25 protein-coding genes, 1 tRNA gene and 1 pseudogene are annotated in these 22,785 nt (G+C 65.6%); 19 read left to right on the top strand and 8 right to left on the bottom strand.

Annotated features, from left to right (window positions below):
- The 4 genes from VGG53_RS15670 to VGG53_RS15685 all read right to left on the bottom strand — a co-directional run.
- A partial coding sequence (locus VGG53_RS15670; RefSeq protein ID WP_331519009.1) for a biotin carboxylase N-terminal domain-containing protein occupies positions 1–165 on the bottom strand: 165 nt, incomplete at its 3' end.
- 5 nt (positions 166–170) lie between these two features.
- Complete coding sequence (locus VGG53_RS15675; RefSeq protein ID WP_331519010.1) at positions 171–1,760, bottom strand: acyl-CoA carboxylase subunit beta; 1,590 nt, start codon at positions 1,758–1,760, stop codon at positions 171–173.
- 2 nt (positions 1,761–1,762) lie between these two features.
- Positions 1,763–2,911 carry an acyl-CoA dehydrogenase family protein gene (locus VGG53_RS15680; protein ID WP_331518980.1) on the bottom strand — a complete coding sequence of 383 codons (1,149 nt, stop codon included), beginning with the start codon at positions 2,909–2,911 and terminating at the stop codon, positions 1,763–1,765.
- Between the two features lie 13 nt (positions 2,912–2,924).
- Entirely contained in the window at positions 2,925–4,619 is a 1,695-nt protein-coding gene (locus VGG53_RS15685) for an acyclic terpene utilization AtuA family protein (RefSeq protein ID WP_331518981.1), read from the bottom strand.
- Between the two features lie 212 nt (positions 4,620–4,831).
- Between VGG53_RS15685 and rpmF the strand changes: the two genes are divergently transcribed.
- The 7 genes from rpmF (at position 4,832) to VGG53_RS15720 (ending at position 10,100) form a co-directional block, all read left to right on the top strand.
- The gene (gene rpmF / locus VGG53_RS15690; protein ID WP_331518982.1) at positions 4,832–5,005 is read left to right on the top strand and encodes a 50S ribosomal protein L32; all 174 of its coding nucleotides are present in this window, start codon (positions 4,832–4,834) and stop codon (positions 5,003–5,005) included.
- A 108-nt stretch (positions 5,006–5,113) separates the two neighbouring features.
- The gene (locus tag VGG53_RS15695; RefSeq protein WP_331519011.1) at positions 5,114–5,800 is read left to right on the top strand and encodes a response regulator transcription factor; all 687 of its coding nucleotides are present in this window, start codon (positions 5,114–5,116) and stop codon (positions 5,798–5,800) included.
- A complete protein-coding gene (locus VGG53_RS15700; RefSeq protein WP_331518983.1) occupies positions 5,800–7,335 on the top strand; it encodes a HAMP domain-containing sensor histidine kinase in 1,536 nt (511 codons plus the stop codon). Before VGG53_RS15695 ends, VGG53_RS15700 begins: the two co-directional genes overlap by 1 nt.
- Before the next feature lie 58 nt (positions 7,336–7,393).
- A complete protein-coding gene (locus tag VGG53_RS15705; RefSeq protein ID WP_331518984.1) occupies positions 7,394–8,821 on the top strand; it encodes a S1C family serine protease in 1,428 nt (475 codons plus the stop codon).
- Entirely contained in the window at positions 8,821–9,363 is a 543-nt protein-coding gene (locus VGG53_RS15710) for a MogA/MoaB family molybdenum cofactor biosynthesis protein (protein WP_331518985.1), read from the top strand. The genes VGG53_RS15705 and VGG53_RS15710 overlap by 1 nt, the downstream gene beginning before the upstream one ends.
- Positions 9,360–9,524: a hypothetical protein gene (locus VGG53_RS15715; protein WP_331518986.1), complete on the top strand. Its 165-nt coding sequence runs from the start codon at positions 9,360–9,362 to the stop codon at positions 9,522–9,524. The genes VGG53_RS15710 and VGG53_RS15715 overlap by 4 nt, the downstream gene beginning before the upstream one ends.
- 150 nt (positions 9,525–9,674) lie before the next feature.
- The gene (locus VGG53_RS15720; protein ID WP_331518987.1) at positions 9,675–10,100 is read left to right on the top strand and encodes an MscL family protein; all 426 of its coding nucleotides are present in this window, start codon (positions 9,675–9,677) and stop codon (positions 10,098–10,100) included.
- A 17-nt stretch (positions 10,101–10,117) separates the two neighbouring features.
- On the opposite strand, the gene VGG53_RS15725 is transcribed toward VGG53_RS15720, so the two are convergent.
- Positions 10,118–10,780 carry an SAF domain-containing protein gene (locus VGG53_RS15725; protein ID WP_331518988.1) on the bottom strand — a complete coding sequence of 221 codons (663 nt, stop codon included), beginning with the start codon at positions 10,778–10,780 and terminating at the stop codon, positions 10,118–10,120.
- Between the two features lie 66 nt (positions 10,781–10,846).
- A complete protein-coding gene (locus tag VGG53_RS15730) occupies positions 10,847–11,212 on the bottom strand; it encodes an FmdB family zinc ribbon protein (protein WP_331518989.1) in 366 nt (121 codons plus the stop codon).
- Positions 11,213–11,581: 369 nt separating this feature from the next.
- Here VGG53_RS15730 and VGG53_RS15735 point away from each other — a divergent pair, with 369 nt between their 5' ends.
- Both VGG53_RS15735 and VGG53_RS15740 read left to right on the top strand, forming a co-directional pair.
- A complete protein-coding gene (locus tag VGG53_RS15735; RefSeq protein ID WP_331518990.1) occupies positions 11,582–11,782 on the top strand; it encodes a cold-shock protein in 201 nt (66 codons plus the stop codon).
- A gap of 144 nt (positions 11,783–11,926) precedes the next feature.
- Positions 11,927–12,631 carry an HNH endonuclease family protein gene (locus tag VGG53_RS15740; RefSeq protein WP_331518991.1) on the top strand — a complete coding sequence of 235 codons (705 nt, stop codon included), beginning with the start codon at positions 11,927–11,929 and terminating at the stop codon, positions 12,629–12,631.
- Here the strand turns inward: VGG53_RS15740 and VGG53_RS15745 are convergent.
- Positions 12,628–13,227, bottom strand: coding sequence for a 5-formyltetrahydrofolate cyclo-ligase (locus tag VGG53_RS15745; RefSeq protein WP_331518992.1), 600 nt, complete (start codon positions 13,225–13,227; stop codon positions 12,628–12,630). The genes VGG53_RS15740 and VGG53_RS15745 overlap by 4 nt on opposite strands.
- 24 nt (positions 13,228–13,251) lie before the next feature.
- Here VGG53_RS15745 and VGG53_RS15750 point away from each other — a divergent pair, with 24 nt between their 5' ends.
- The 5 genes from VGG53_RS15750 to VGG53_RS15770 all read left to right on the top strand — a co-directional run bounded on the left by VGG53_RS15750 (position 13,252) and on the right by VGG53_RS15770 (position 17,524).
- Entirely contained in the window at positions 13,252–14,160 is a 909-nt protein-coding gene (locus tag VGG53_RS15750) for a UTP--glucose-1-phosphate uridylyltransferase (protein ID WP_331518993.1), read from the top strand.
- A gap of 40 nt (positions 14,161–14,200) precedes the next feature.
- Positions 14,201–15,517 (top strand): gephyrin-like molybdotransferase Glp, encoded by a 1,317-nt coding sequence (glp, locus tag VGG53_RS15755; RefSeq protein ID WP_331518994.1) that lies wholly within the window; start codon positions 14,201–14,203, stop codon positions 15,515–15,517.
- A 21-nt stretch (positions 15,518–15,538) separates the two neighbouring features.
- Positions 15,539–16,192 (top strand): GNAT family protein, encoded by a 654-nt coding sequence (locus VGG53_RS15760; protein WP_331518995.1) that lies wholly within the window; start codon positions 15,539–15,541, stop codon positions 16,190–16,192.
- 210 nt (positions 16,193–16,402) lie between these two features.
- Positions 16,403–17,407: a gephyrin-like molybdotransferase receptor GlpR gene (glpR, locus tag VGG53_RS15765; protein ID WP_331518996.1), complete on the top strand. Its 1,005-nt coding sequence runs from the start codon at positions 16,403–16,405 to the stop codon at positions 17,405–17,407.
- Positions 17,408–17,451: 44 nt separating this feature from the next.
- A tRNA-Ala gene (locus VGG53_RS15770) sits at positions 17,452–17,524 on the top strand.
- 119 nt (positions 17,525–17,643) lie between these two features.
- Here the strand turns inward: VGG53_RS15770 and VGG53_RS24055 are convergent.
- Positions 17,644–17,820, bottom strand: a pseudogene (locus tag VGG53_RS24055) (tyrosine-type recombinase/integrase); the annotation flags it as partial.
- 536 nt (positions 17,821–18,356) lie between these two features.
- Here VGG53_RS24055 and VGG53_RS15775 point away from each other — a divergent pair.
- The 5 genes from VGG53_RS15775 (at position 18,357) to msrA (ending at position 22,746) form a co-directional block, all read left to right on the top strand.
- Positions 18,357–18,854, top strand: coding sequence for a hypothetical protein (locus VGG53_RS15775; RefSeq protein ID WP_331518997.1), 498 nt, complete (start codon positions 18,357–18,359; stop codon positions 18,852–18,854).
- An 830-nt stretch (positions 18,855–19,684) separates the two neighbouring features.
- Positions 19,685–20,296, top strand: coding sequence for a GNAT family N-acetyltransferase (locus VGG53_RS15780; protein ID WP_331518998.1), 612 nt, complete (start codon positions 19,685–19,687; stop codon positions 20,294–20,296).
- Positions 20,297–20,862: 566 nt separating this feature from the next.
- Entirely contained in the window at positions 20,863–21,633 is a 771-nt protein-coding gene (locus VGG53_RS15785; protein ID WP_331518999.1) for an SDR family NAD(P)-dependent oxidoreductase, read from the top strand.
- A gap of 70 nt (positions 21,634–21,703) precedes the next feature.
- Positions 21,704–22,192, top strand: a complete 489-nt coding sequence (gene msrB / locus VGG53_RS15790; protein WP_331519000.1) for a peptide-methionine (R)-S-oxide reductase MsrB — start codon at positions 21,704–21,706, stop codon at positions 22,190–22,192.
- Positions 22,189–22,746: a peptide-methionine (S)-S-oxide reductase MsrA gene (gene msrA, locus VGG53_RS15795; protein WP_331519001.1), complete on the top strand. Its 558-nt coding sequence runs from the start codon at positions 22,189–22,191 to the stop codon at positions 22,744–22,746. The genes msrB and msrA overlap by 4 nt, the downstream gene beginning before the upstream one ends.
- Positions 22,747–22,785 lie beyond the last annotated feature (39 nt).

The following is a 22,785-nucleotide window of genomic DNA, read 5'->3' on the forward strand; positions in this document are numbered from 1 at the left end:
GGTCTTGGGCAGCCGCACCCGGGCATCGGCCTCGGCGACATGCGGAGCGGCGGCGTCCGGGTCGGTGTAGACCGCGACGGTGCCCAGGCCCAGAGTGCGGCACGTCGCGAATACCCGTCGGGCGATCTCGCCGCGATTGGCAACCAGAACTCGGGTTATCCCCATGAGCGTCACATCCGGAAGACGCCGAAGTTCGACGTCCCCTTGATCGGGCCATTGGCGATGGCGGATAAACACATTCCCAACACGGTGCGGGTATCGCGCGGGTCGATCACCCCGTCGTCGTAGAGCATCCCCGACAGCACCAGCGGGAGCGACTCGGCCTCGATCTGGCCTTCGACGGCGGCCCGCATAGCCGCGTCGGCTTCTTCGTCGACTTTCTGGCCGCGTGCCTCGGCAGCGGCCCGGCTCACGATCGACAGCACGCCGGCCAGTTGAGCGCCGCCCATCACGGCGGCCTTGGCGCTGGGCCAGGCGAACAGGAAGCGCGGGTCGTAGGCCCGGCCGCACATACCGTAGTGGCCGGCGCCGTAGGACGCACCGATCAGCAGCGAGATATGCGGGACCGTTGAATTGGACACGGCGTTGATCATCATCGAGCCGTGCTTGATCATGCCGCCTTCCTCGTAGTCCTTGCCGACCATGTATCCAGTGGTGTTGTGCAGGAACAACAATGGCGTGCTCGACCGGTTCGCCAACTGAATGAACTGGGTGGCTTTCTGCGACTCTTCGCTGAACAGCACGCCGCGGGCATTGGCCAGGATGCCCAGCGGGTAGCCGTGCAGCCGGGCCCAGCCGGTGACCAGCGACGAGCCGTACATGGTTTTGAACTCATCGAACTCGGAGCCGTCGACGATGCGGGCGATCACTTCCCGCGGGTCGAACGGGATGCGCAGGTCGGCCGGCACGATGCCGATCAGCTCCTCGGCGTCGAACAGCGGTTCGGTCACCGGCGCGGGTGCGGGTCCTTCCTTGGTCCAGTTCAGCCGCGCCACGATGCGCCGCCCGATGCGGATGGCGTCGAGTTCGTCAACGGCAAAGTAATCAGCCAAACCCGACACCCGGGAGTGCATTTCGGCGCCGCCCAGTGACTCGTCGTCGGATTCCTCGCCGGTGGCCATCTTCACCAGCGGTGGCCCGGCCAGGAAGACCTTCGAGCGCTCTTTGATCATCACGACGTGGTCGGACATGCCGGGTATGTAGGCCCCACCGGCGGTGGAGTTTCCGAAGACGAGAGCGATGGTGGGGATTCCGGCCGCCGACAGCCGGGTCAGGTCGCGGAACATCTGCCCGCCGGGGACGAAGATCTCCTTCTGGGTCGGCAGGTCCGCACCGCCAGATTCCACCAACGAAATGACCGGCAACCGGTTCTGGAAAGCGATCTGGTTGGCCCGCAGTATTTTTCGGAGGGTCCACGGATTGCTCGTGCCGCCCTTGACCGTCGGGTCGTTGGCGACGATCAGGCATTCCACGCCGCTCACCGCACCGATGCCCACTACCGTGCTGGCACCGATCTGGAAGGCGCTGCCGTAGGCCGCCAGCGGGCTCAGTTCCAGGAACGGGGAGTCCGGATCGACCAGCAGCTCGATGCGCTCGCGAGCGGTCAACTTGCCGCGATCGTGGTGACGTTCAACATATTTGGCGCCACCACCGGCCAGCGCCTTGGCCAGCTCGGTGTCGATCTCCTCGAGCCGAGACGTCGCCGCGTCGGCTGCAGCGGTAAAGGTGTCGGCTTTTGGGTCGAGTGTGGAATTCAACACGGTCATGACTGGAATCCCAGGGCTTTGGCGGCCAGCGACGTCAGAATCTCGGTAGTCCCGCCGCCGATACCCAGGATTCGCATGTCGCGGTATTGGCGTTCGACCTCGGACTCGGACATGTATCCCATGCCGCCGAACAGCTGCACGGCTTGGTGCGCCACCCACTCGCCGGCCTCGACAGCGGTGTTCTTGGCGAAGCACACCTGCGCGATCAGATTGGTTTCGCCGGCCAGCTGGCACTCCACGACGTGGCGGGAATAGACGCGGGCGATATCGATCCGACGGGCCATCTCGGCCAGCGTGTTCTGGACCGATTGCCGGGAGATCAGCGGCCGGCCGAACGTCTCCCGGTCTCGGCACCACTGCACGGTGATGTCCAGACATCGTTGCGCACTCGAATATGCCTGCGCGGCAAGGCCGATGCGCTCTGCGACGAAGGCCTGCGCGATCTGGGCGAAGCCACTGTTCTCGGCGCCGACCAGGTTGGCTGCGGGCACGGCCGCGTCGACATAGGACAACTCCGCGGTGTCCGAGGACCGCCAACCCATCTTGTCCAGCTTTCGGGTCACTTGAAAACCGGGCGTGCCCTTCTCGACGAGCAGCAACGAAACACCGGCCGCGCCAGGGCCGCCGGTGCGCACCGCGGTCACGACATAGTCGGCCCGAACCCCGGAGGTGATGTAGGTCTTGGCGCCGTTGACGACGTACTGGTCGCCCGAACGCGTCGCCATGGTGCGCAGGTGCCCGACGTCGGAGCCGCCGCCGGGCTCGGTGATGGCCAGTGAACCGATCAGCTCACCGGCCAGCGTCGGCCGCACGAACTCCTCGATCAGCCGCGCGTCGCCGGAGGCGATCATGTGCGGCACGGCGATGCCGCAGGTGAACAATGACGCGAACACGCCGCCGGGCACGCCGGCCTGGTGCAGCTCTTCGCACACAATCACCGCGTCGCCGCCGTCACCGCCCCCGCCGCCGACCTCCTCGGGGAAGTTGGCGCCCAGCAGGCCCGCCTGGCCGGCACGGCGGTGCAAGTCGCGCGGCAACTCACCGCTGTGTTCCCACTCGTCGACGTGCGGCAGGATCTCCCGTTCGGCGAACGAGCGCACGGTCTTGCGGAGCGCCTCGCGCTCCGGCGTGGTCCAGATGTTCACGACAGCCTTTCTCTCACAGCAACACTGCTGGAATGTCGACATGGCGGCTGCGCAGCCATTCACCCAGCCCTTTGGCCTGGGGATCGAATCGCGCCTGGTAGGCGACTCCCTGGCCGAGGATCTCCTCGATGACGAAGTTGACCGCGCGCAGGTTGGGCAGCAGATGCCGGGTCACCGGCAGGTCGGCGGTCTCGGGCAGCAGCTGCTTGAGCAGCTCGACAGTCAGCGTGTTGGCCAGCCAGCGCCACTGGTCGTCGGTGCGTACCCACACCCCGACGTTGGCCGAGCCGCCCTTGTCGCCGCTGCGCGCGCCGGCGACGCGGCCCAGCGGCACCCGCTGTCTCGGCCCCGCAGCAGGCAACGGCTCGGGCGGCGGCGGTGCATCGGCCGGCTCCAGTACGAGAGTGTCGGCGGCGCAGGGGATCTCGACGCGGGTGCCGTCGGAGTGGACGGCGGTGTGCGGCACCTTGTCGGCGTCGACATAGCCCGGCGTGTATACCCCGTACACCTGGCCGTCGGCGGGCGGTGCGGTGACGGTGAAGCCCGGATAGCTGGCGAGGGCCAATTCCACTGCGGCCGAGGAGAACTGGCGTCCGACATTGGCCGGGTCCGGGTCGCGGACCACGCAGCGAAGCAGGGCGCTGGCCGCTTCTTCGGTGTCGGCGTCGGCGTGATCGGTGCGGGCCAGTGTCCATTCCAACTCGGCGGGTTTGACGCTGAGTGCATCCTCCAGCTGGTGTCGCACCAGCTCCGCCTTGGCCTCGATGTCCAAGCCGGTCAACACGAACGTCATCGCGTTGCGAAACCCGCCGATGCTGTTCAGCGACACCTTCAAGGTCGGCGGCGGCGGTTCACCGGTCACACCGCTGATCCGCACCCGACCGGGTCCTTCGGCGGACAACTCGATGGTGTCCATCCGCGCCGTGGCGTCCGGGTTGGCGTAGCGGGCGCCGGTGATCTCGTAGAGCAGCTGCGCGGTGACGGTGTCGACGCTGACCAGACCGCCGGTGCCGGGGTGCTTGGTGATCACCGACGAGCCGTCGGCGTCGATCTCGGCCAACGGGAAGCCGGCGTAGCTCAGGCCGGGCACCTCGGTGAAAAACGAGAAGTTGCCGCCGGTGGCCTGGATGCCGCATTCGATGACGTGGCCGGCGACCACCGCACCGGCCAGGCGGTCGTAGTCGGTCCGCGCCCAGCCGAAGTGTGCGGCCGCGGGCCCGACGGTCACCGATGCATCGGTCACCCGGCCGGTGACGACGATGTCGGCGCCGTCGTTCAGGCAGTCCACGATGCCCCAGGCACCCAGGTAGGCGTTGGCCGTCAGCGGCTTGCCCAGCCCGAGTTCTTCGGCGCAGGGGGACAGGTCGTCACCGTCGACGTGGGCGACCCGGACGGGCACGCCCAGGCGCTCCGCGAGAGCGCGCACCGCGTCGGCGAGACCGGCGGGGTTCAGGCCCCCGGCGTTGGTGACGATGCGTACCCCGCGGTCCTGCGTCAGCCCCAGGCATTCCTCGAGTTGGGTGAGGAAGGTCTTGGCGTAGCCGCGCTCGGGATGTTTCATCCGGTCCCGGCCGAGAATGAGCATGGTCAGCTCGGCCAGGTAGTCACCAGTCAGGTAGTCGAGCCGGCCACCGACCAGCATTTCGCGCATAGCGGAATGCCGGTCGCCGTAGAACCCCGAGCAGTTTCCGATCCGAACCGGCGCCACGCGTGTCGCCCTCCTCCCAGCCGACAGCCGGACGTACCAACCAACCGGTAGGTTAGCCGGTGCCGTCGGTGTCACGTCAAGGATGCCTCCGGGACTCGGCGCATTCGAGGGCCGATTTTTGCCAGCAGCAGGTCACCGACTACCATTGGTCCAACCGTCGCTTTGCCGCGACTTCGTCCGCGGCGACCCCCTACCAGGAGTAAGGCCCGATCATGGCTGTGCCAAAGCGCAGGATGTCGCGCGCGAACACCCGGAGCCGGCGCGCGCAGTGGAAGGCTGACAAGCCAGAGCTGGTCGGCGTGACCGTGGCCGGCAAGCAACACAAGGTGCCCCGCCGGCTGCTGAAGGCGGCGCGCCTCGGTCTGATCGACCTCGACCGGCGCTAACTTCTTTGGCGTGCGCATTGTCTCCCGGCAAAACCCCGGGCAATTTGCGGCAGTCCGTTTTGCCGACCTCTCAGCGCGTTCTCAGGCGATTGGATAAAACTGGTGGCCGTGCGAATCCTTGTCGTTGACGACGACCGCGCAGTGCGTGAGTCACTGCGTAGGTCGCTTTCCTTTAATGGCTACTCGGTTGCGTTGGCAGAAGATGGCGTCGAGGCCCTTGAGATGATTGCCGCCGACCGGCCCGACGGGGTCGTACTCGATGTCATGATGCCGCGGCTGGACGGCCTGGAGGTGTGCAGGCAGCTACGTAGCACCGGGGATGATCTGCCGATCCTGGTGCTGACCGCCCGCGACACGGTCTCCGAGCGGGTCGCCGGCCTCGACGCCGGCGCCGACGATTATCTGCCCAAGCCATTCGCACTCGAAGAGCTTTTGGCGCGGATGCGGGCGCTGCTGCGTCGCACCCGAATTGAAGATGCGACCGAATCCGTGGCGATGACGTTCGCTGACCTCACCTTGGATTCGGTGACTCGGGAAGTCACCCGAGGGCAACGCCAGATCAGCCTGACCCGCACCGAATTCGCTTTGCTGGAAATGCTGATCGCCAATCCGCGACGGGTATTGACCCGCAGCCGCATTCTCGAGGAGGTGTGGGGTTTCGACTTCCCCACGTCGGGCAATGCGCTGGAGGTATACGTCGGATACCTGCGTCGCAAGACCGAGGCCAACGGCGAACCGCGGCTGATCCACACCGTGCGAGGCGTTGGTTACGTGCTTCGCGAAACACCTCCCTGATGCCCCTGAAAACGCTGTTGCGTCGGCGGCGCCGAGTTCCGCTGCGGGCCAGCACTTCGCTGTCGCTGCGGTGGCGGGTGATGTTGCTGGCCATGTCGATGGTGGCCATGGTCGTCATCCTGATGGCCGTCGCGGTGTATGCGGTGATCTCCGCGGCGCTCTACAAAGACATCGACAACCAGCTGCAGAGCCGGGCTCAGCTTCTGATCGCCAGCGGATCGTTGGCCGCCGATCCGGCCAAAGCCATTGAGGGCACGGCGTATTCGGAAGTCAACGCGATGCTGGTGACTCCCGGCCGGTCGATCTTCACCGCTAACCAGGAGGGTCAGACGCTACCGGTCGGACAACCCGAGAAGGCAGTCATCCGGGGCGACCTGTTCATGTCCCGGCGCACGGTCGCCAATCAGCGGGTCCTGGCCGTGCATCTGCCGAACGGCAGCTCGCTGCTGATCTCCAAGAGCCTGGCTCCGACCGATGCCGTGATGACCAAGCTGCGCTGGGTGCTGGTCATCGTCGGGGGGGTCGGTATGGCAGTGGCCGCGGTCGCCGGCGGCATGGTCACCCAGGCCGGGCTACGTCCGGTCGGACGCCTGACCGGGGCGGCCGAACGGGTGGCGCGCACCGACGACTTGCGGCCGATACCTGTCTACGGCAGCGACGAATTGGCAAGGCTCACTGAGGCATTCAACATGATGCTGCGGGCGCTGGCCGAGTCTCGGGAACGTCAGACCCGATTGGTCGCCGATGCCGGTCACGAGTTGCGGACCCCGCTGACGTCGCTTCGCACCAATGTCGAACTGCTGATGGCGTCGATGCAACCGGGCGCGCCGCCGCTGCCCGAGCAGGAGATGGTCGACCTGCGGGCCGACGTGATCGCGCAGATCGAGGAATTGTCCACGCTGGTAGGCGATTTGGTCGACCTCACCCGTGGCGACGCCGGCGAAGTAGTGCACGAGCCGGTGGACATGAGCGAGGTGATCGATCGGTCTCTGGAGCGAGTTCGTCGGCGCCGCAACGACGTTGAGTTCGACGTCGAGGTGGTGCCCTGGCAGGTCCACGGGGACTCGGCGGGTCTGTCGCGGGCGGTGCTGAACCTGATGGACAATGCGGCCAAGTGGAGCCCGTCCGGCCAGCACGTCGGCGTCCGGCTCCGGCAGCTGAACGCCTCGCACGCCGAGCTGGTGGTGTCCGACCATGGGCCGGGGATCCCGGAGCATGAGCGCGCACTGGTCTTCGAGCGGTTCTTCCGCTCGACCACGGCGCGCGCGATGCCCGGTTCGGGTCTGGGTCTGGCAATCGTCAAGCAGGTGGTGCTCAAACACGGCGGGGCGCTACGCGTCGAAGACACCGTTGAGGGCGGCCAGCCGCCGGGCACCTCGATTTATGTCTTGCTGCCGGGACAGCCGATAGCGGTGTCCGAGTATCCCGCAGACGGGGTAGATGATGCGTATGTTTCCGGCTCGTCAACTCCGGGGAACTCTCCAGGTCCAGCGAACGTTATCTCAGTCGAATCTCAGACCACGCAGGCAAGGTAATAGTCCACTACTTGTTTGAGTCTGAACCCAGTGCGGAAGAAAAGAGCGACCTAGCGACATGACGAATCACCCGAGGTATTCGCCACCGCCGCAGCAGCACGGATACCGTCCGGTGCCCGACCAACGTGGGGCCACAGGTCATTCCGGCCATGGGCAGCAGCAAACCTATCCACCGGGCTACGACTGGCGTTACGGTCAGCAGCCGCAATACCGGCAGCCCTATGGTCCCTTCGCCGGCGGTCAGGCCGGGCATTCCGCCGGTGGCCCACCGCCGTCGTTGACCGCGCCCCGAAAGCGTTCCCGCGCAGGCGCATTGACCATTGGCGCAGTGGCGGTCGCGGTGGTGTCGGCCGGTATCGGCGGCGCGGCCGCGTCGGTGATCGAGCACCACGGGCAGCTGACGTCCATCGCCGACGGGGCGCTGCCGGGTGGTGCGACGCCCGGCGTGCCGGCGTCGAATCCGCCGATCGGCAGTGTCGAGCAGATCGCCTCCAAAGTGGTGCCCAGCGTCGTCATGCTCGAGACCAACCTCGGCCGTGCATCCGAGGAGGGCTCCGGCATCATCTTGTCCTCGGACGGCTTGATCCTGACCAATAATCACGTCGTCGCGACGGCGGCCAATCCCGGTCATGCGCCGGCGCCGCGCGAACGGCCCGACCGGCCCCCCGACGAGGGCGGCGGCGGAGGCCCGGATCCTGACCAGGCTCCCCCTCCCGGCGCCAAGCCGAAGACCACGGTGACGTTCTCCGACGGGCGCACCGCGCCGTTCACCGTTCTCGGTGCCGATCCCACCACCGACATCGCAGTGGTTCGCGTGCAAGGCATTTCGGGGCTGACACCGATCAGCCTGGGGTCGTCGGCCAACTTGCGAGTGGGCCAGCCGGTGATGGCGGTCGGTTCACCACTCGGCCTCGAAGGCACGGTGACCACCGGTATCGTCAGCGCGCTCAATCGGCCGGTCTCGACGACCGGTGAGACGGGCAACCAGAACACCGTGCTCGACGCCATTCAGACCGACGCCGCGATCAACCCCGGTAACTCCGGGGGCGCGTTGGTCAACATGAGCGGACAGCTGGTCGGCGTCAACTCCGCGATCGCCACCCTCGGCGGTGACTCGCCGGACGCGCAGAGCGGCTCGATCGGGCTCGGCTTTGCCATCCCGGTCGACCAGGCCAAGCGCATCGCTGACGAGTTGATCAGTTCGGGCACCGCGTCGCACGCCTCGTTGGGCGTGCAGGTCACCAACGACAAGGAGACGCCCGGCGCCAAAGTCGTCGAGGTGGTGCCCAATGGTGCCGCGGCAGCCGCCGGCATGCCCGGCAACGTGGTGGTCACCAAGGTCGACGACCGGACGGTCAACAGCGCCGACGCGTTGGTTGCCGCGGTGCGATCCAAGGCGCCGGGCGACAAGGTGACGCTTACCTTCAAGGATTCGTCCGGTGACACCCGGAAGGTCCAGGTCACGTTGGGCAAGGCCCAGCAGTGATGAGTGCCGCCGCGCCGTGGTCGGACGCCAGATATACGGTTGCAACCATGGAAGAGCGCGCGGACTTGGTGGGCAGGGCACTTGTCGTCGTTGTCGACGATCGGACTGCGCACGGGGACGAGGACCACAGCGGTCCGTTGGTCACCGAGTTGCTCACCGAGGCCGGGTTCGTGGTCGACGGCGTAGTGGCCGTCGCGGCCGACGAGGTAGAGATCCGCAACGCACTCAACACCGCCGTGATCGGGGGAGTTGACCTGGTGGTGTCGGTCGGCGGCACCGGGGTGACCCCTCGCGATGTCACGCCGGAAGCGACGGTGGACATCCTGGACCGCGAAGTTCTCGGGATTGCCGAAGCAATCCGAGCGTCGGGGCTGTCCGCAGGCATCATCGAAGCGGGCTTGTCACGCGGTCTCGCGGGCATCTCCGGCAGCACGTTGGTGGTCAACCTCGCGGGTTCGCGATATGCGGTGCGCGACGGTATGGCGACGCTCAATCCACTGGCGACCCAGATCATCGGCCAGCTCTCCAGCCTGGAGATATGACGCTGACGAAACCGGCCGGCGACGACCCGGGCGCGATTCACCGGGTGTTCGGGACCGAGCTACCGCAAGAGTCGGCAGACGAGCGCGATCCGCATGCGAGTCGAGATGCCGAAGATCGTGAGCAGTGGCTGCGGGACAACGTGCCGCCGCACCATATTTGAGCCAATTGGGGTCCGCCGATGTCACGGCATGAACACCCTTGCATGACTAATTCGCCGCAAATGGCGCGAATGTCGATGTGCAGTCCTAACGTCGTTTCAGGGTGATCTTGCGTCGCCCTGTTAATTCCTGCTCACAGGAGGTTGGCTCGGGTGTTAAAGGGTTTCAAGAATTTCGTGATGCGCGAAGACGTCATTACCGTCGCCGTCGGTTTGGTTGTGGCCCTAGCTTTTTCGAATCTGGTCAAGTCCTTTACCGAAACCGTGATCAATCCGTTGGTGGCGGCTGCCCAGCCCCATGCCGCGCTCGGATTGGGCTATCAGCTGGGCGACGCGGGCAACAAGACAACGTTCATCGACGTCGGCTCGTTCATCGGTGCGATCATCTACTTCGTGGTCTTCATGAGCACCGTCTACTTTGCGATCGTGGTGCCCTATCGGCAGATCCAGAAACGCCGCGGGGTCACCGTGTTCGGTGAGGCGCCGGCGACCAAGGCATGTTCGCAATGCTGCTCCGACATCCCCGAGGCCGCGCATAAGTGCAAGTACTGCACCAGCGACCAGCCGGCCGCGGCCTGAAATAGCTCGGCAACCGCTCAGTGCAGGGTGAGGGTCACGGTCTGCACTAGGGCGGCCCCGGCCACCATGTTGGCCGAGACCGCGGGCAGCGCGACCAGCACCACGCGCTCGTTGGTCCCGGCCTGAGCCTTCTGCTTCGCCGAGACCGAGACCACGATCGCATCAGTGGCGACGACATGCGGAGTGGCCTGCGAGCTGTTCTCCGACGCGGCCACCACGTCGACGACATCGCCCGGTCGAACCAGGTCGATCAGTGCGCTGTCCGCCGGATGCACGGGCACTATCCGGGCGTCGGGGCCGGCAGCCGATTCGGCGAGGCGACGGCCCACCAGGCGTACGTCGGTGAGCACTTCGCCGCGCCGTGCCGGTCCCGCCAGCGTAGAACCGACAACCGAGGCAACCTCGGATTGCGATCCGTCGGGAACCGTTGAGAGCAAACGTGTTTCGAGCCGAAGGTCGCCGGTGGTCAACTCGGCGCCCGGACTGAGGTCATGCGCGGCCACTACGACGTGCGCGCGGTCGCCGTCCGGGTCGGGCCGCAACGCCGCAATGCCGGCCAGCACCACCAGGGCGCCGGCGATAATCCGCCGCGCCAGCACCGTTCGGGACCAGTCTGGGCGCAACCACTGCGAAATCCGAGCCGGCAGCGGCGAATTCAGTGTTTTCGGGGAATCCCGCACGCGACAACGGTAAACGCGGCGGGGAGGTGCGTGCGGCCGCCGAACAGCCGCTTGTGGATAACCCGGCTAGCTGGAGGTGGTGGCGGCCGACTTCGCCGACGATGTCGAATCGGACTTCTCGCTCGATGAGCTCGACTTCTCCGGCGAGCCGGACTTGTCGCTCGAGCCGGACTTCTCCGACGAGCCGGACTTCTCGCTCGAGCCAGACCCCTCGGAGTTCGACTTGGCCGAGCCGTTAGTCGAGGTCTTCGCCGACTCGCGGCTGTCGGTGCGGTAGAACCCGCTGCCCTTGAACACCACGCCGACGGAACCGAACAGTTTGCGCAGCCGGCCCGAGCACTCCTTGCACGTGGTCAGGGCATCGTCGCTGAAAGCCTGCACCACATCGAAGCGATTGGCGCACTCGGTGCACGCATAGCTGTAAGTCGGCACAAAAACCTCCGTGATGGTCTAAACGCTTAGCACTCTACAATCTCAAGTGCTAAAACCGCCATGTGGCGCGTGTCATTCCCGCCCGGCATGACCGGTCTCGCCCAGCGCGTCATGTCGACGGCGCACCGCTCACCGCACGCCGACCGTCACCCAGGGCCGCCCCCCGCGAAGGCCCGTAAACACTTCCTCCGGAGATCGCGTAGTATTAAGCGAGTCGAAATTCTAAGTGTTCGTGTTCCATACACGCTCGCGCAGAAACTTGGTGCGGGCGTCTCTTTCTCCTTGCAGGGCAAGCCAGAAGCAGCCGTCTGATCATTCGGCCGCCGGTGCGCATGGCGCGGACCGGTATCTCTGACAAAGGAGAAACAAATGGCACAGGGAACTGTGAAGTGGTTCAACGCCGAAAAGGGCTTCGGTTTCATCGCGCCCGAAGAGGGCCCGGACGTCTTCGTGCACTACTCCGAGATCGATGGCGGCGGCTTCCGCAGCCTCGAGGAGAACCAGAAGGTGGAGTTCGAGGTCACTGAGGGCGCCAAGGGTCCGCAGGCCAGTAAAGTTCGGGCAGTCTGACCGACCCCACGAGACAAGAAGGCCGTGCCCGCTCTGTAGTGAGCGGGCACGGCTCTTTTCGTTGGTCTCGTGGCCGCGCCGGCATCCACGCTGACAGTGTTGCGCGTGCCATCGCCTGCTGATGGGATCCGTATGACACGACGCGTGAGAACCTGCAGCCGATCCCGGGATGCATTGGCAGTCCTCATCATCCTCGCGATCGCCGTAGCCGTCGGCTGGCAGTATTTCCGCGACGCGAGAAGCCCACAACCCGGCGCAGGGCCGTCGCCGACGGCCACACCGACCTACGACACCGTGCGGCATCAGATGGAGGCGCTGGCGGTCCGGGGCTGGGACCGGGTGCACGATTTCAGTCGCTTCCGGTTCGGCGAGCCGTGGAGCGACGACGTCAACGTCCAATTCGGGCACAACGGCTGCAATACCCGCGACGACATCCTGCGCCGGGACCTGGCCGACCTGCAGGTACGCCCCGGAACCTGCTTCGCGCAGCGAGGCATCCTGCACGATCCCTACACCGGAGCGACCATCGACTTCGTTCGCGGCCCCGACACCTCGCCGGCCGTGCAGATCGACCACGTGGTGGCGTTATCCGACGCTTGGTACAAGGGCGCCCGGGTTTGGGACGACCAGCGCCGCCGCGACTTCGCCAACGACCCGCGCAACCTGCTGGCCGTGGCCGGTCAGGCCAACTTCGACAAGGCTTTCCGCGATGCCGCGTCGTGGCTGCCGCCGAACGCGGCGTTTCGATGCGCGTTCGTCGCCCGCCAGGTCGAGGTCAAGACCGACTACCGGCTGAGGGTGTCGGGCAAGGAGAAGGACGCGATGCGGCGGGTGCTGCGGGACTGCTAACCGGGGTCAACCGCGGTCAGTTCGACCAGGCCGCGCCCCGGGGTGAGGGCATGTGTCATCGGCACGTCGTGAGGCTCGTGGGGTACCTCGTCGAGCAACTCCTCGTCGCGGACCACCGCGATCAACCGGGTCTGGGGATCGCGCAGAACGAGCGTGCGGTCATAGAAGCCGCGGCCACGGCCCAGCCGTGCCCCCGACCGGTCGACCGCCAGCGCCGGAACAAGCACGACGTTCGCCTCGGCCACCGCCGTCGCCGGTAGCCACGGCTCGGGCGGTTCGAGCAGTCCGAACCGCCCGGTCACCAGGTGCCCGGGCCGGTATGCACCCCACTGCAAAGCCAGCGCGTCGTCGTCGGCGGTGGTGCGCGCGACCGGCAGCAGCAGCCGGTCCACTTGTCGGAGCAAGACATCCAGTATCTCGGCGGAACCCGGTTCCGCACCCACCGGTACGTAGGCGCAGACCGTGCCGCCGCTGGTCGCCAACGCCTCGACATGATCGGCCAAAGATCGCGCCTCTTGCGCGTGGGCGTCGTCAGAAACCGAACGACGAGCTGCCAACAGCCGTTCTCGCAATGCGGCCTTGCCCGCGCTCGCCACAAGGTCAACGATATGGTTTCAACGATGGCAGCCTCAGAGGTTTCGGTTCCGCGTACGGCGATCGTGCCGGCGGCCGGTCTGGGCACCCGTTTCCTGCCCGCGACCAAGACCGTGCCCAAGGAGCTACTGCCCGTCGTCGACACGCCCGGTATCGAGTTGGTGGCCGCCGAGGCCGCGGCGGCCGGCGCCGAACGGCTGGTCATCATCACCTCAGAGGGCAAGGACGGTGTCGTCGCGCATTTCGTCGAAGACCTGGTGCTGGAGGGCACATTGGAGGCCCGGGGCAAGAAGGGCCTGCTGGCCAAGGTCCGTCGGGCGCCGGGGCTGATCAAGGTCGAGTCCGTCGTGCAGACGGAGCCACTGGGGCTGGGACACGCGATCAGCTGTGTGGAGCCGGTGCTGTGGGCCGACGAGGACGCGGTCGCGGTGCTGCTGCCCGACGACCTGGTGCTGCCAACCGGCGTGCTGGAGACCATGTCGAAAGTGCGCGCGCAATTCGGCGGCACGGTGTTGTGTGCGATCGAGGTGACGCCCGACGAGGTCAGCGCCTACGGCGTTTTCGATGTCGAGACGGTGGCCGGCGCCGACGAAGACGTGCTGAAGGTCAACGGCATGGTGGAAAAGCCGAGGGCCAAAGACGCGCCGTCGCTGTACGCGGCGGCCGGCCGTTATGTCCTGGACCGCGCCATCTTCGATGCGTTGCAACGCATTCAGCGCGGTGCGGGCGGTGAGATGCAGCTGACCGACGCAATCGCTTTGCTGATCAAAGAGGGGCACTCGGTGCATGTCGTCGTCCACCGTGGCTCCCGACACGACTTGGGAAATCCCGGCGGCTACCTCAAGGCTGCGGTTGACTTTGCCTTGGACCGTGACGACTACGGGCCGGACCTTCGGCGCTGGCTGGTGACTCGACTGGGTCTGGCCGAAAAGTAGCGGCCGGGTCCGTCGCACCTCGACGGCAGAAAGGCGCGCTGTGCGTTCGGTGGAAGAGCAACAAGCCCGGGTATCGGCCGCCGCGGTGGCGTCGAGGCCGGTGCGGGTCGCGATCGCCGAGGCACAGGGGCTGCTGTGTGCCGAAGAAGTCGTGACAGAGCGACCGCTGCCCGGCTTCGACCAGGCCGCGATCGACGGCTACGCGGTTCGTAGCGTCGACGTCCTCGGTGTCGGAGACAGTGATCCGTCCGATCACGCCGACGACGATCTGCGGGTGCTGACCGGGGTCGAGGGCGAGGCGGGCGGATCGTCGCCCGGTCGCGACGGGGTGACCTTGCCGGTGATGGGCGACATCCAGGCCGGCACGCGGACACCGAGCAGGCTGCAGCCCGGGCAGGCCGCGCGCGTGCAGACCGGTGCTCCGCTACCGACGCTGGCCGACGCGGTGCTGCCGTTGCGGTGGACTGACGGCGGGCAGTCGCGGGTGCGGGTGCTGCGTGGAGTGCGGTCGGGCGCCTACGTGCGGCGCACTGGCGATGACGTGCAGCCCGGTGACGTCGCCGTGCGGGCCGGGACGATCATCGGCGCCGCGCAGGTCGGGCTGCTGGCCGCGGTGGGGCGTGACCGGGTACTGGTGCATCCGCGTCCGCGAGTGTCGGTGCTGGCGGTGGGCGGCGAGCTGGTCGACATCTCGCGCACGCCCGGCAACGGACAGGTTTACGACGTCAACTCGTATGCGCTGGCGGCCGCCGCCCGGGATGCGGGCGCCGAGGTGAACCGGGTCGGCATCGTCAGCAGCGACGCACGAGAACTCGGCGAAGTCGTCGAGGGTCAGGTCAACCGCGCCGAGATCGTGGTGATCGCCGGCGCGGTCGGCGGCGCGGCCGCCGAGGCGGTGCGTTCGGTGCTCTCCGAGCTCGGCGAAATGGAAGTCACCCGGGTCGCGATGCATCCCGGCTCCGTGCAGGGCTTCGGGCAGTTGGGCCGCGACGGTGTGCCGACATTCCTGTTGCCCGCCAACCCGGTCAGCGCGCTGGTGGTCTTCGAGGTGATGGTCCGGCCACTGATCCGGCTGTCGCTGGGCAAGCGGCAGCCGATGCGCCGGGTCGTGCAGGCACGCGCGCTGTCGCCGATCACTTCGGTGGCCGGCCGTAAAGGCTTTCTGCGTGGGCAGCTGATGCGCGATCAGGACACCGGCGAATACCTCGTGCAGGCGTTGGGGGGGGCGCCGGGGGCTTCGTCGCACTTGTTGGCAACGCTGGCTGAGGCGAACTGTCTGGTCGTGGTGCCCCGCGAGGCAGAGCAGATCCGCACCGGCGAGATCGTCGACGTCGCGTTTCTGGCTCAGCGTGGCTGAACGGCCCGGTGGCATCGGCTCGTGAACCTGTGGTCCTCCAATTCCCATCACCCCGGCTGGCCGGCGGCGGTGGGACCGCTGCGGGTAGCCGCCGGGGTAGTCCGACTGCGTCCGGTGCGTCTGCGCGATGCCGCGCACTGGAGTCGTTCGAGGTTGGCCGACCGCGCGCATCTGGAGCCGTGGGAGCCCAGCACTGAGATCGATTGGACTGCGCGACACTCGATTTCGGCATGGCCCGCGTTGTGCGCGAGCTTGCGGGCAGAGGCTCGAAAAGGCCGGATGCTGCCGTATGCAATCGAGTTGAACCGCGAGTTCTGCGGGCAGCTGACGATCGGGAACGTCACGCACGGGGCATTGCGGTCGGCCTGGATCGGCTACTGGGTGTCCAGCTCGGTGACCGGCGGCGGGGTCGCCACCGGGGCACTGGCGCTTGGTCTTGATCATTGCTTCGGACCGGTCAGGTTGCACCGCGTCGAAGCCACTGTTCGGCCGGAGAATGCGGCGAGCCGGGCCGTGCTGGCAAAGGTCGGGTTTCGTGACGAGGGGCTGCTGCGCCGCTATCTCCAAGTCGACGGCGGCTGGCGGGACCACCTGCTGGTGGGACTGACGATCGAGGAGATTTACGGGTCGGTGGCGTCGACGCTGGTGCGCGACGGCCACGCCGGCTGGGTGTAGCCCGGCGACGATGCGCTGCTTGCGGCGCGAGGGGGAGGCGGGCAATGGGTGTAGTAGGAGAAAAACGCGCGGCGTGTCGTGTTACGAACGTGGCTTTTGTGGCTAATGATGCTTGTCAGAGTAAATTACAGGTGTGTAATTGATCTGAGCGAGCACTCGGCCGGACGCGCTGGCCACAGGTCTACCTGGCGGGGAAAGGAGCGGGTCACCATGCCAAGCATCCCGCAATCGTTGTTGTGGATTTCACTCGTAGTGCTCTGGCTGTTCGTGCTGGTTCCCATGCTGGTCAGCAAGCGCGACGCGGTCCGGCGCACCAGCGACGTGGCATTGGCGACCCGCGTGCTCAACAGCAGGGCAGCCGCCCGGCTGATCAAGCGTGCCGGGCCGGCGGCAGGCCATCGCACCGATCCCGACTGGCAACCCGAGGAAGACGAATACGACGACGAGTTGGACGAGATCGAGGAGGACCTCGAGGAGGAAGACGCCGAGGAGGCGTCGCCGTCGCGCGTCGTGACGGTCGCGGCTGCGGTGCCTGCCGAGGAGACGGCTGCCGACTATCTCGACGTCGACGTGATCGACCCCGATGCCGCCGCGCTACCGGCGAGCGTGAGTGCGGACGTTGACGACGAGACCGCCGGTGACGCGGACACCGAGGGCAACCTCGCCGTCGAGGGCGACGATGACGACGACGCCGATCAGTACGAATACGTCGACGACACCTCGGGGATACCGGTCGCCGAGGAGCTGCCGACCACCGCCACGCCGGCTTTTGCGCGGCGGCATCGGTACGACACTGACGTCACCGCCGCCGCGGTCAGTGCCCGCAAATACGCATTCCGCAGGCGGGTGCTGATGATGATGGCGCTGACGCTGGTCGGATCGGCCACCATGTCGTTCCTGGTGACCTCCTCGGCGTGGTGGTTCTGCGGTATCAACTCGGTCGGGACCGTGCTCTATCTGGGTTACCTGCGCCGGCAGACCCGGATCGAGGAGCGGGTGCGGCGCCGCCGGATGCATCGGATGGCGCGGTCGCAACTGGGCGTGGAGAACACTTACGACCGCGAGTACGACGTGGTCCCCTCACGGTTGCGGCGTCCCGGAGCCGTGGTTCTGGAGATCGACGACGAAGATCCGATCTTCGAGCATCTCGACTACGCGCCGTACGCCCGTGATTACGGCTGGGACCGGGGCTTACCGCGCGCGGTCGGGCAATAGCAGTTCGGCGGCTTCGACCGCGACTGGTAGCCTGCTAGCGATCAGGGGCTATGGCGCAGTTGGTAGCGCGACTCGTTCGCATCGAGTAGGTCTGGGGTTCGATTCCCCATAGCTCCACAGAATTTGAGCAGTTCAGGGCGTATATGGTCCGCTAGGGAACTTCCGCCGTCCGCAGTAACTCGGATGGCGTCGTTCAGGCGGTCCGCAACTTCGTCGAGGTCTTCGTCGAACAGGTCGGCGTAGGTGTCGAGAGTCATCGACGCCTTCGCGTGTCCCAGCATCCGCTGCACGGCCTTCACGTTGGCCCGCACACTGACGGCGAGACTGGCTGCGGTGTGGCGTAGATCGTGCGGTGTGATGGTGGGGAACGAGTCGTCTGTGCCTTGGCACCTCGCGACGGCGGGACGGAACACACGCGCCCAGTGCAGTTGATCCGTCGTCGTTCGTCGATCTGCTGTCGTCCATCGGGCTGTAAACCCAGCCCGGCGGCGGCACCTGTTGACGCACAGATGATTTACAGCAAACAGCGTTACCGTCCGCGCATGAAGACCGCCGTCAGAGCCACGTTGCTAGCCATAGCCGTGGTAGCTGCGCCTGTAACGCTCTCGGTTTCAGCGCCACCCCGTGCCCAAGCCGTTGTTGCCGTACCTTCCTATTGCCACAGACTCGCAAGGGCTTACAGAGACAATCCGAACGTCAGAGTCCCGATGTACTGCATGGACTCAATGTGGATGCTAGGGGTATTACCACGGGGCTACGTTCCATACGATGCTCCACCGGGCTATTTCTATTGGCCGTGCTGTGATCCACCACCAAATGCCCCACCACCACGGCCACCGGGTAACGAGCCACGGGTACCCGATGAACCGGGTGACGCTCTACCGCCGCCCGACGCACCTGGACCGGCTTCGCCGTGAGGAAACTCTCGGGTGCCGCGATCACGGTCTTCATGGCGGCGCTGATCGCCTCTCCCGCAACGGCTTACGCAGACTGCGGAGACCCCGGCCAAGACCCCTGCACCGGCCCCGTGCCCACCGTCGATCAGGTGGTCGCGATCATGGCCGAGTTGACTGACCCGAATAAGCCCGCCGCCGACAAGGGCGACATGGTCACGCCCGGTTTCTCGCCCGACGAAGCTGGCACGATTGATAATCATCTTCGCCGAATGGACGCGGTCCACATCGTGCCGCTGCCATTCGTCGTGACCGACATTCAGCCCGCACCGAACAATTTCGCGGGAGCCACCTTGGCGACCACCGGGTCGTTTCATCAAGTCAGCAAGGCCAAGCCCATCGTGCTCGTCAATCAACACGGGCATTGGTTCCTCACTCACGACAGCGCCATGACTGCGATGAATGCATTCTGGTACAACGCCCGTCGCGACGACAGCGGCCCATCGTCGTCCCGGTCGTTCCGGGAGTCGTCGCAGGAAAGTGAAGGCGCATGAAGCCCGCTGCCGCAGCGATGCTGCTCGCCGCGTCACTCGCAGGCATCACGGCACCGGCTTATGCCGACGATCCAGCACCTGCGCCGCCCCCACCAGGCTGCGCACCCGACTCCAATGACCCGGCTCGTCAACCACCACCGCCGACACCGCAGCCTTACTGCGCGCTTTTCTGGCACAACATGGGCCGATGCTGAACTCGAAGATCGCCGTCGCGGCATTACCTTCGCCACCCCAAGTTGAGTGCGCGATCGGCCGTTTGAGGGCGTGGTTATCTGCGCTTCACCGGCTGGTACGGCCCGGCTTCGAGGAGTCGTACTACGCCGACGCACTTCCGGAGTTGGATCGACGCGCCCGCCGTTCGGGACGACGTCAAATGGACCGGTGACTGGGATCCGATCTGGGATGACGGCGTTGAAACCTCATCGCGAACATCGACAACCCGAAACGTCGTGGGCGGTAGGGCTATTGGAGTCCGACATGGCAACTGAGGGTTTGGTCCGGTGCCTGTCTGGACGCAGTCGAGGCAGGTGTGATCACCGCCGACCAAATACCGCCGACCAAATACCGCCGGAGTCCGGTTTGAGCGATGACGGGGGTGGCGGCGCTGAAAGCCGTTGCAGAGTAGGGTCTTTCCGCCGAATGGGGGCGCAGTGTCGCGGGATGGAAGCAGAGCTGGAGAGGCTGACGGGATGCCGCGATCGCGGCTTAGATCACTGTAGCGCGACGTCCCTGACAGCTGGTACGACCGCGGGCCCGCCGCCACCGGCACCGGGTGGTCTACAATTTGGGTGACTTGTCCCAGTACGTGCATCAGGAACCCAGGAGGCGATATGGTTGAGCACCACCACGTCGAATGGGACCCTGAGACGGCACGCATCCTGACGACCCGGCTCCTGTTGCGTCCGTGGCAGCTCGACGACGACCTCGCCGCCTATGGGATATACGGGGCGCCGGAGGTTTCGCGTTGGCTGTGTCCGGCGCTGCCGTTGATCACTGACGAAGCATCTATGCGCCAACTCTTGGACGCATGGATCGCCGAAAGCGACTCGGCCGGCCTGCCTTTGGGCCGATGGGCGATTACCGATAGAGAGTCTGGCGACCTGATCGGGGGAGTGGCACTGCTTCCACTTCCACCTGGCCGCACCGATCTCGAGATCGGATGGCAGGTCGCGCCAACGCTGTGGGGTCACGGTTACGGCGCGGAAGCCGGTCATGCGGTGGCCCATCAAGCATTCACAAATGTTGGTGTCAATGAGGTCTTCGCCGTCGTTCGGCCAGGCAATCGTCGGGGGGTGGCTACGGCGCGGCGAGTGGGTATGGAATGGGTCGGTGAGACCGACAAGTACTACAACTTGACCCTTGAGATCTACCGTCTGAGCAAAGCAGATTTGGATCTGCCAGAGCCGGCCTGTGCACCGGTGGGGGGTCGCACTAGCGCTTAATACCATAGCGGACATAACGCTCGGCAGTTCACCTCTGTTCGGTGAAAACTGTGCCCATGGTGCTGGCCGAAATACTTTTGAAGGCAACATCATTGGTGCTTGGGCAGCACCGCTATGTTTTCAGGTCGGCGACGAGCATGCGCAGATAACCCAGTGCGAAGTTCAGTACTTTTGGATCGGTCAGGGTCTCCGGCGCGTCACCTGCATGGTAGCGCCCCGGCGTGCATTCATCAGCACCAAGGTCAGTCCCTGAGGATCAGCTGCAGACGTAAGACGCCCAGCCCCGGTTGATGTCGCGAAGCTGCGCTGCTCACGGCGTGATCGACAACGGACACCGACACGGCACTGGGTGTCAGCAGTTGGCCCCGGCGCCCCGCCAGAACTCACCCGGGTGAAACAACGCTGGGGTGATGACAGCTCACCCCGCCAGGCAGAAGGCTGATACCAGTTCAACGTCGACATACATCGCGCCGGGTGTCGTCGCCAAAGCTACAACTCTTCTTGCTGGGCAAACGGGAAATGGCCCAGCAGGACTCATCGAGAATGATCAGCAGAAGGGTCTCCCCATGCACTTCAATTCCAAGAAAGTCATCGTCGTCGGAGGCAGTGCCGGCATGGGGCGGCAGGTCGCCGTTGATATCGTGCGCCACGGCGGCAGCGCGGTGATCGTCGGCCGGTCGAAAGAGCGTGTCGATGACACCGTGACCGAACTGACCGGCGGGGGTGGCCAAGCCTGGGGGATCACTGCCGAGTTGACCGATCGCAGCGCGGTCGCCGATGTTCAGCGCGCGCTTTCCGAGCATCACAGCGACGCGACACTGCTGGTCAACGCGGCCGGATTCTTTGTTCCCAAGCCGTTTCTGGAATACGATCCCGCGTTTTATGACTCGTACATGGAGCTCAATTACGCGCTGTTCTTCCTGACGCAGACCGTTGTCGGGGGCATGATCGCCCGCGGGGAGGGTGGCGCAATCGTCAATATCGGGAGCATGTGGGCACATCAGGCCATCGGTCTGACCCCGTCGTCGGGATACTCGATGCAAAAGGCTGGCCTGCACGCGCTGACCCATAACCTGGCCATCGAGCTTGCTGGGAACAAGATCCGCGTCAATGCGGTGGCACCGGCCGTCGTCAAGACCCCGCTCTACGAGGGTTTCATCCCGAAGGACGAGATCGACGCCACGCTCGATACTTTCGCACCGCTTCATCCGCTGGGACGAGTCGGGACCCCCGCCGACGTCGCCAACGCCGTCACCTACCTGCTCTCTGAGGAGGCCAGTTGGGTCACCGGCGCGATTCTCAACGTCGACGGCGGCATCATGGCCGGTCGCAATTAACCCAACAACCAACGCGGGACCGAAATGCCAAGCGCATCACCACAAAGGCTGCGCGAACGAAGGAGACTAGGTGTCACATCAATACAGCAAGAACCCTGCCGCGGTCGACGCGCTAAGCCCCGAGCAATACCACGTCACTCAGGAGAACGGCACGGAACTTCCGTTCACCGGCGAGTACTGTAACAACCACGAACCCGGCATCTATGTTGATGTTGTTTCTGGCGAGCCGCTGTTCGCATCGGTGGACAAGTTCGACAGCGGAAGTGGCTGGCCCAGCTTCACCCAGCCCATCAACGCGGACAGCCTTGTTGAGAACCGCGACCGCAGCCACTTCATGGATCGGGTCGAGGTGCGTTCGGCCCACGGCGACAGCCACTTGGGGCACGTATTCCCGGACGGACCAAGCGAGGCGGGCGGCTTGCGCTACTGCATCAACTCGGGATCGCTGCGATTCATCCACCGCGATGACCTGGAAGCCCAGGGTTATGGGCAATATCTGCGCTTGTTCACGAAAGATGTATCAGAGCAACACCAAAGCGTAGGCGAGCAGCAATCATGAGCGACCACAACAAGATCGCCATTCTCGCCGGCGGGTGCTTTTGGGGCATGGAGGACCTGTTCCGCGAGCAGCCCGGTGTGGTGTCCACCCGTGTCGGCTACACGGGCGGCAGCAACACGCATCCCACCTACCGCAATCACCCCGGCCACGCCGAGGCGCTCGAAATCACTTACGACCCAGACGAGACCGATTACCGGGCGCTGCTGGAGTTCTTCTTTCAAATCCACGACCCGACCACCAAGAACCGTCAGGGCAACGATGTCGGAACCAGTTACCGGTCCGCAATTTTCTATCTGGACGACGAGCAGAAGCAGATCGCACTGCACACCATCGCCCACATCGAGGATTCGGGGCGGTGGCCCGGCACTGTCGTCACCGAGGTCAACCCGGCCTGCGAGTTTTGGGAAGCCGAACCCGAGCACCAGAACTACCTGCAACGCTACCCATCCGGCTATACCTGCCACTACATCCGCCGCGAGTGGGCGTTATCCAACCGCCGTGACGGTTCCGGCGCGGGGGCAGCGACCGCAGAGCATGCCAAGCCCACCCAATAACGACATGGGCTCGGTAACACAAGACAGGGACCCGACAAT

Origin of the sequence: Mycobacterium sp. (genome assembly GCF_036490025.1) — a bacterium.
GTDB lineage: Bacteria > Actinomycetota > Actinomycetes > Mycobacteriales > Mycobacteriaceae > Mycobacterium.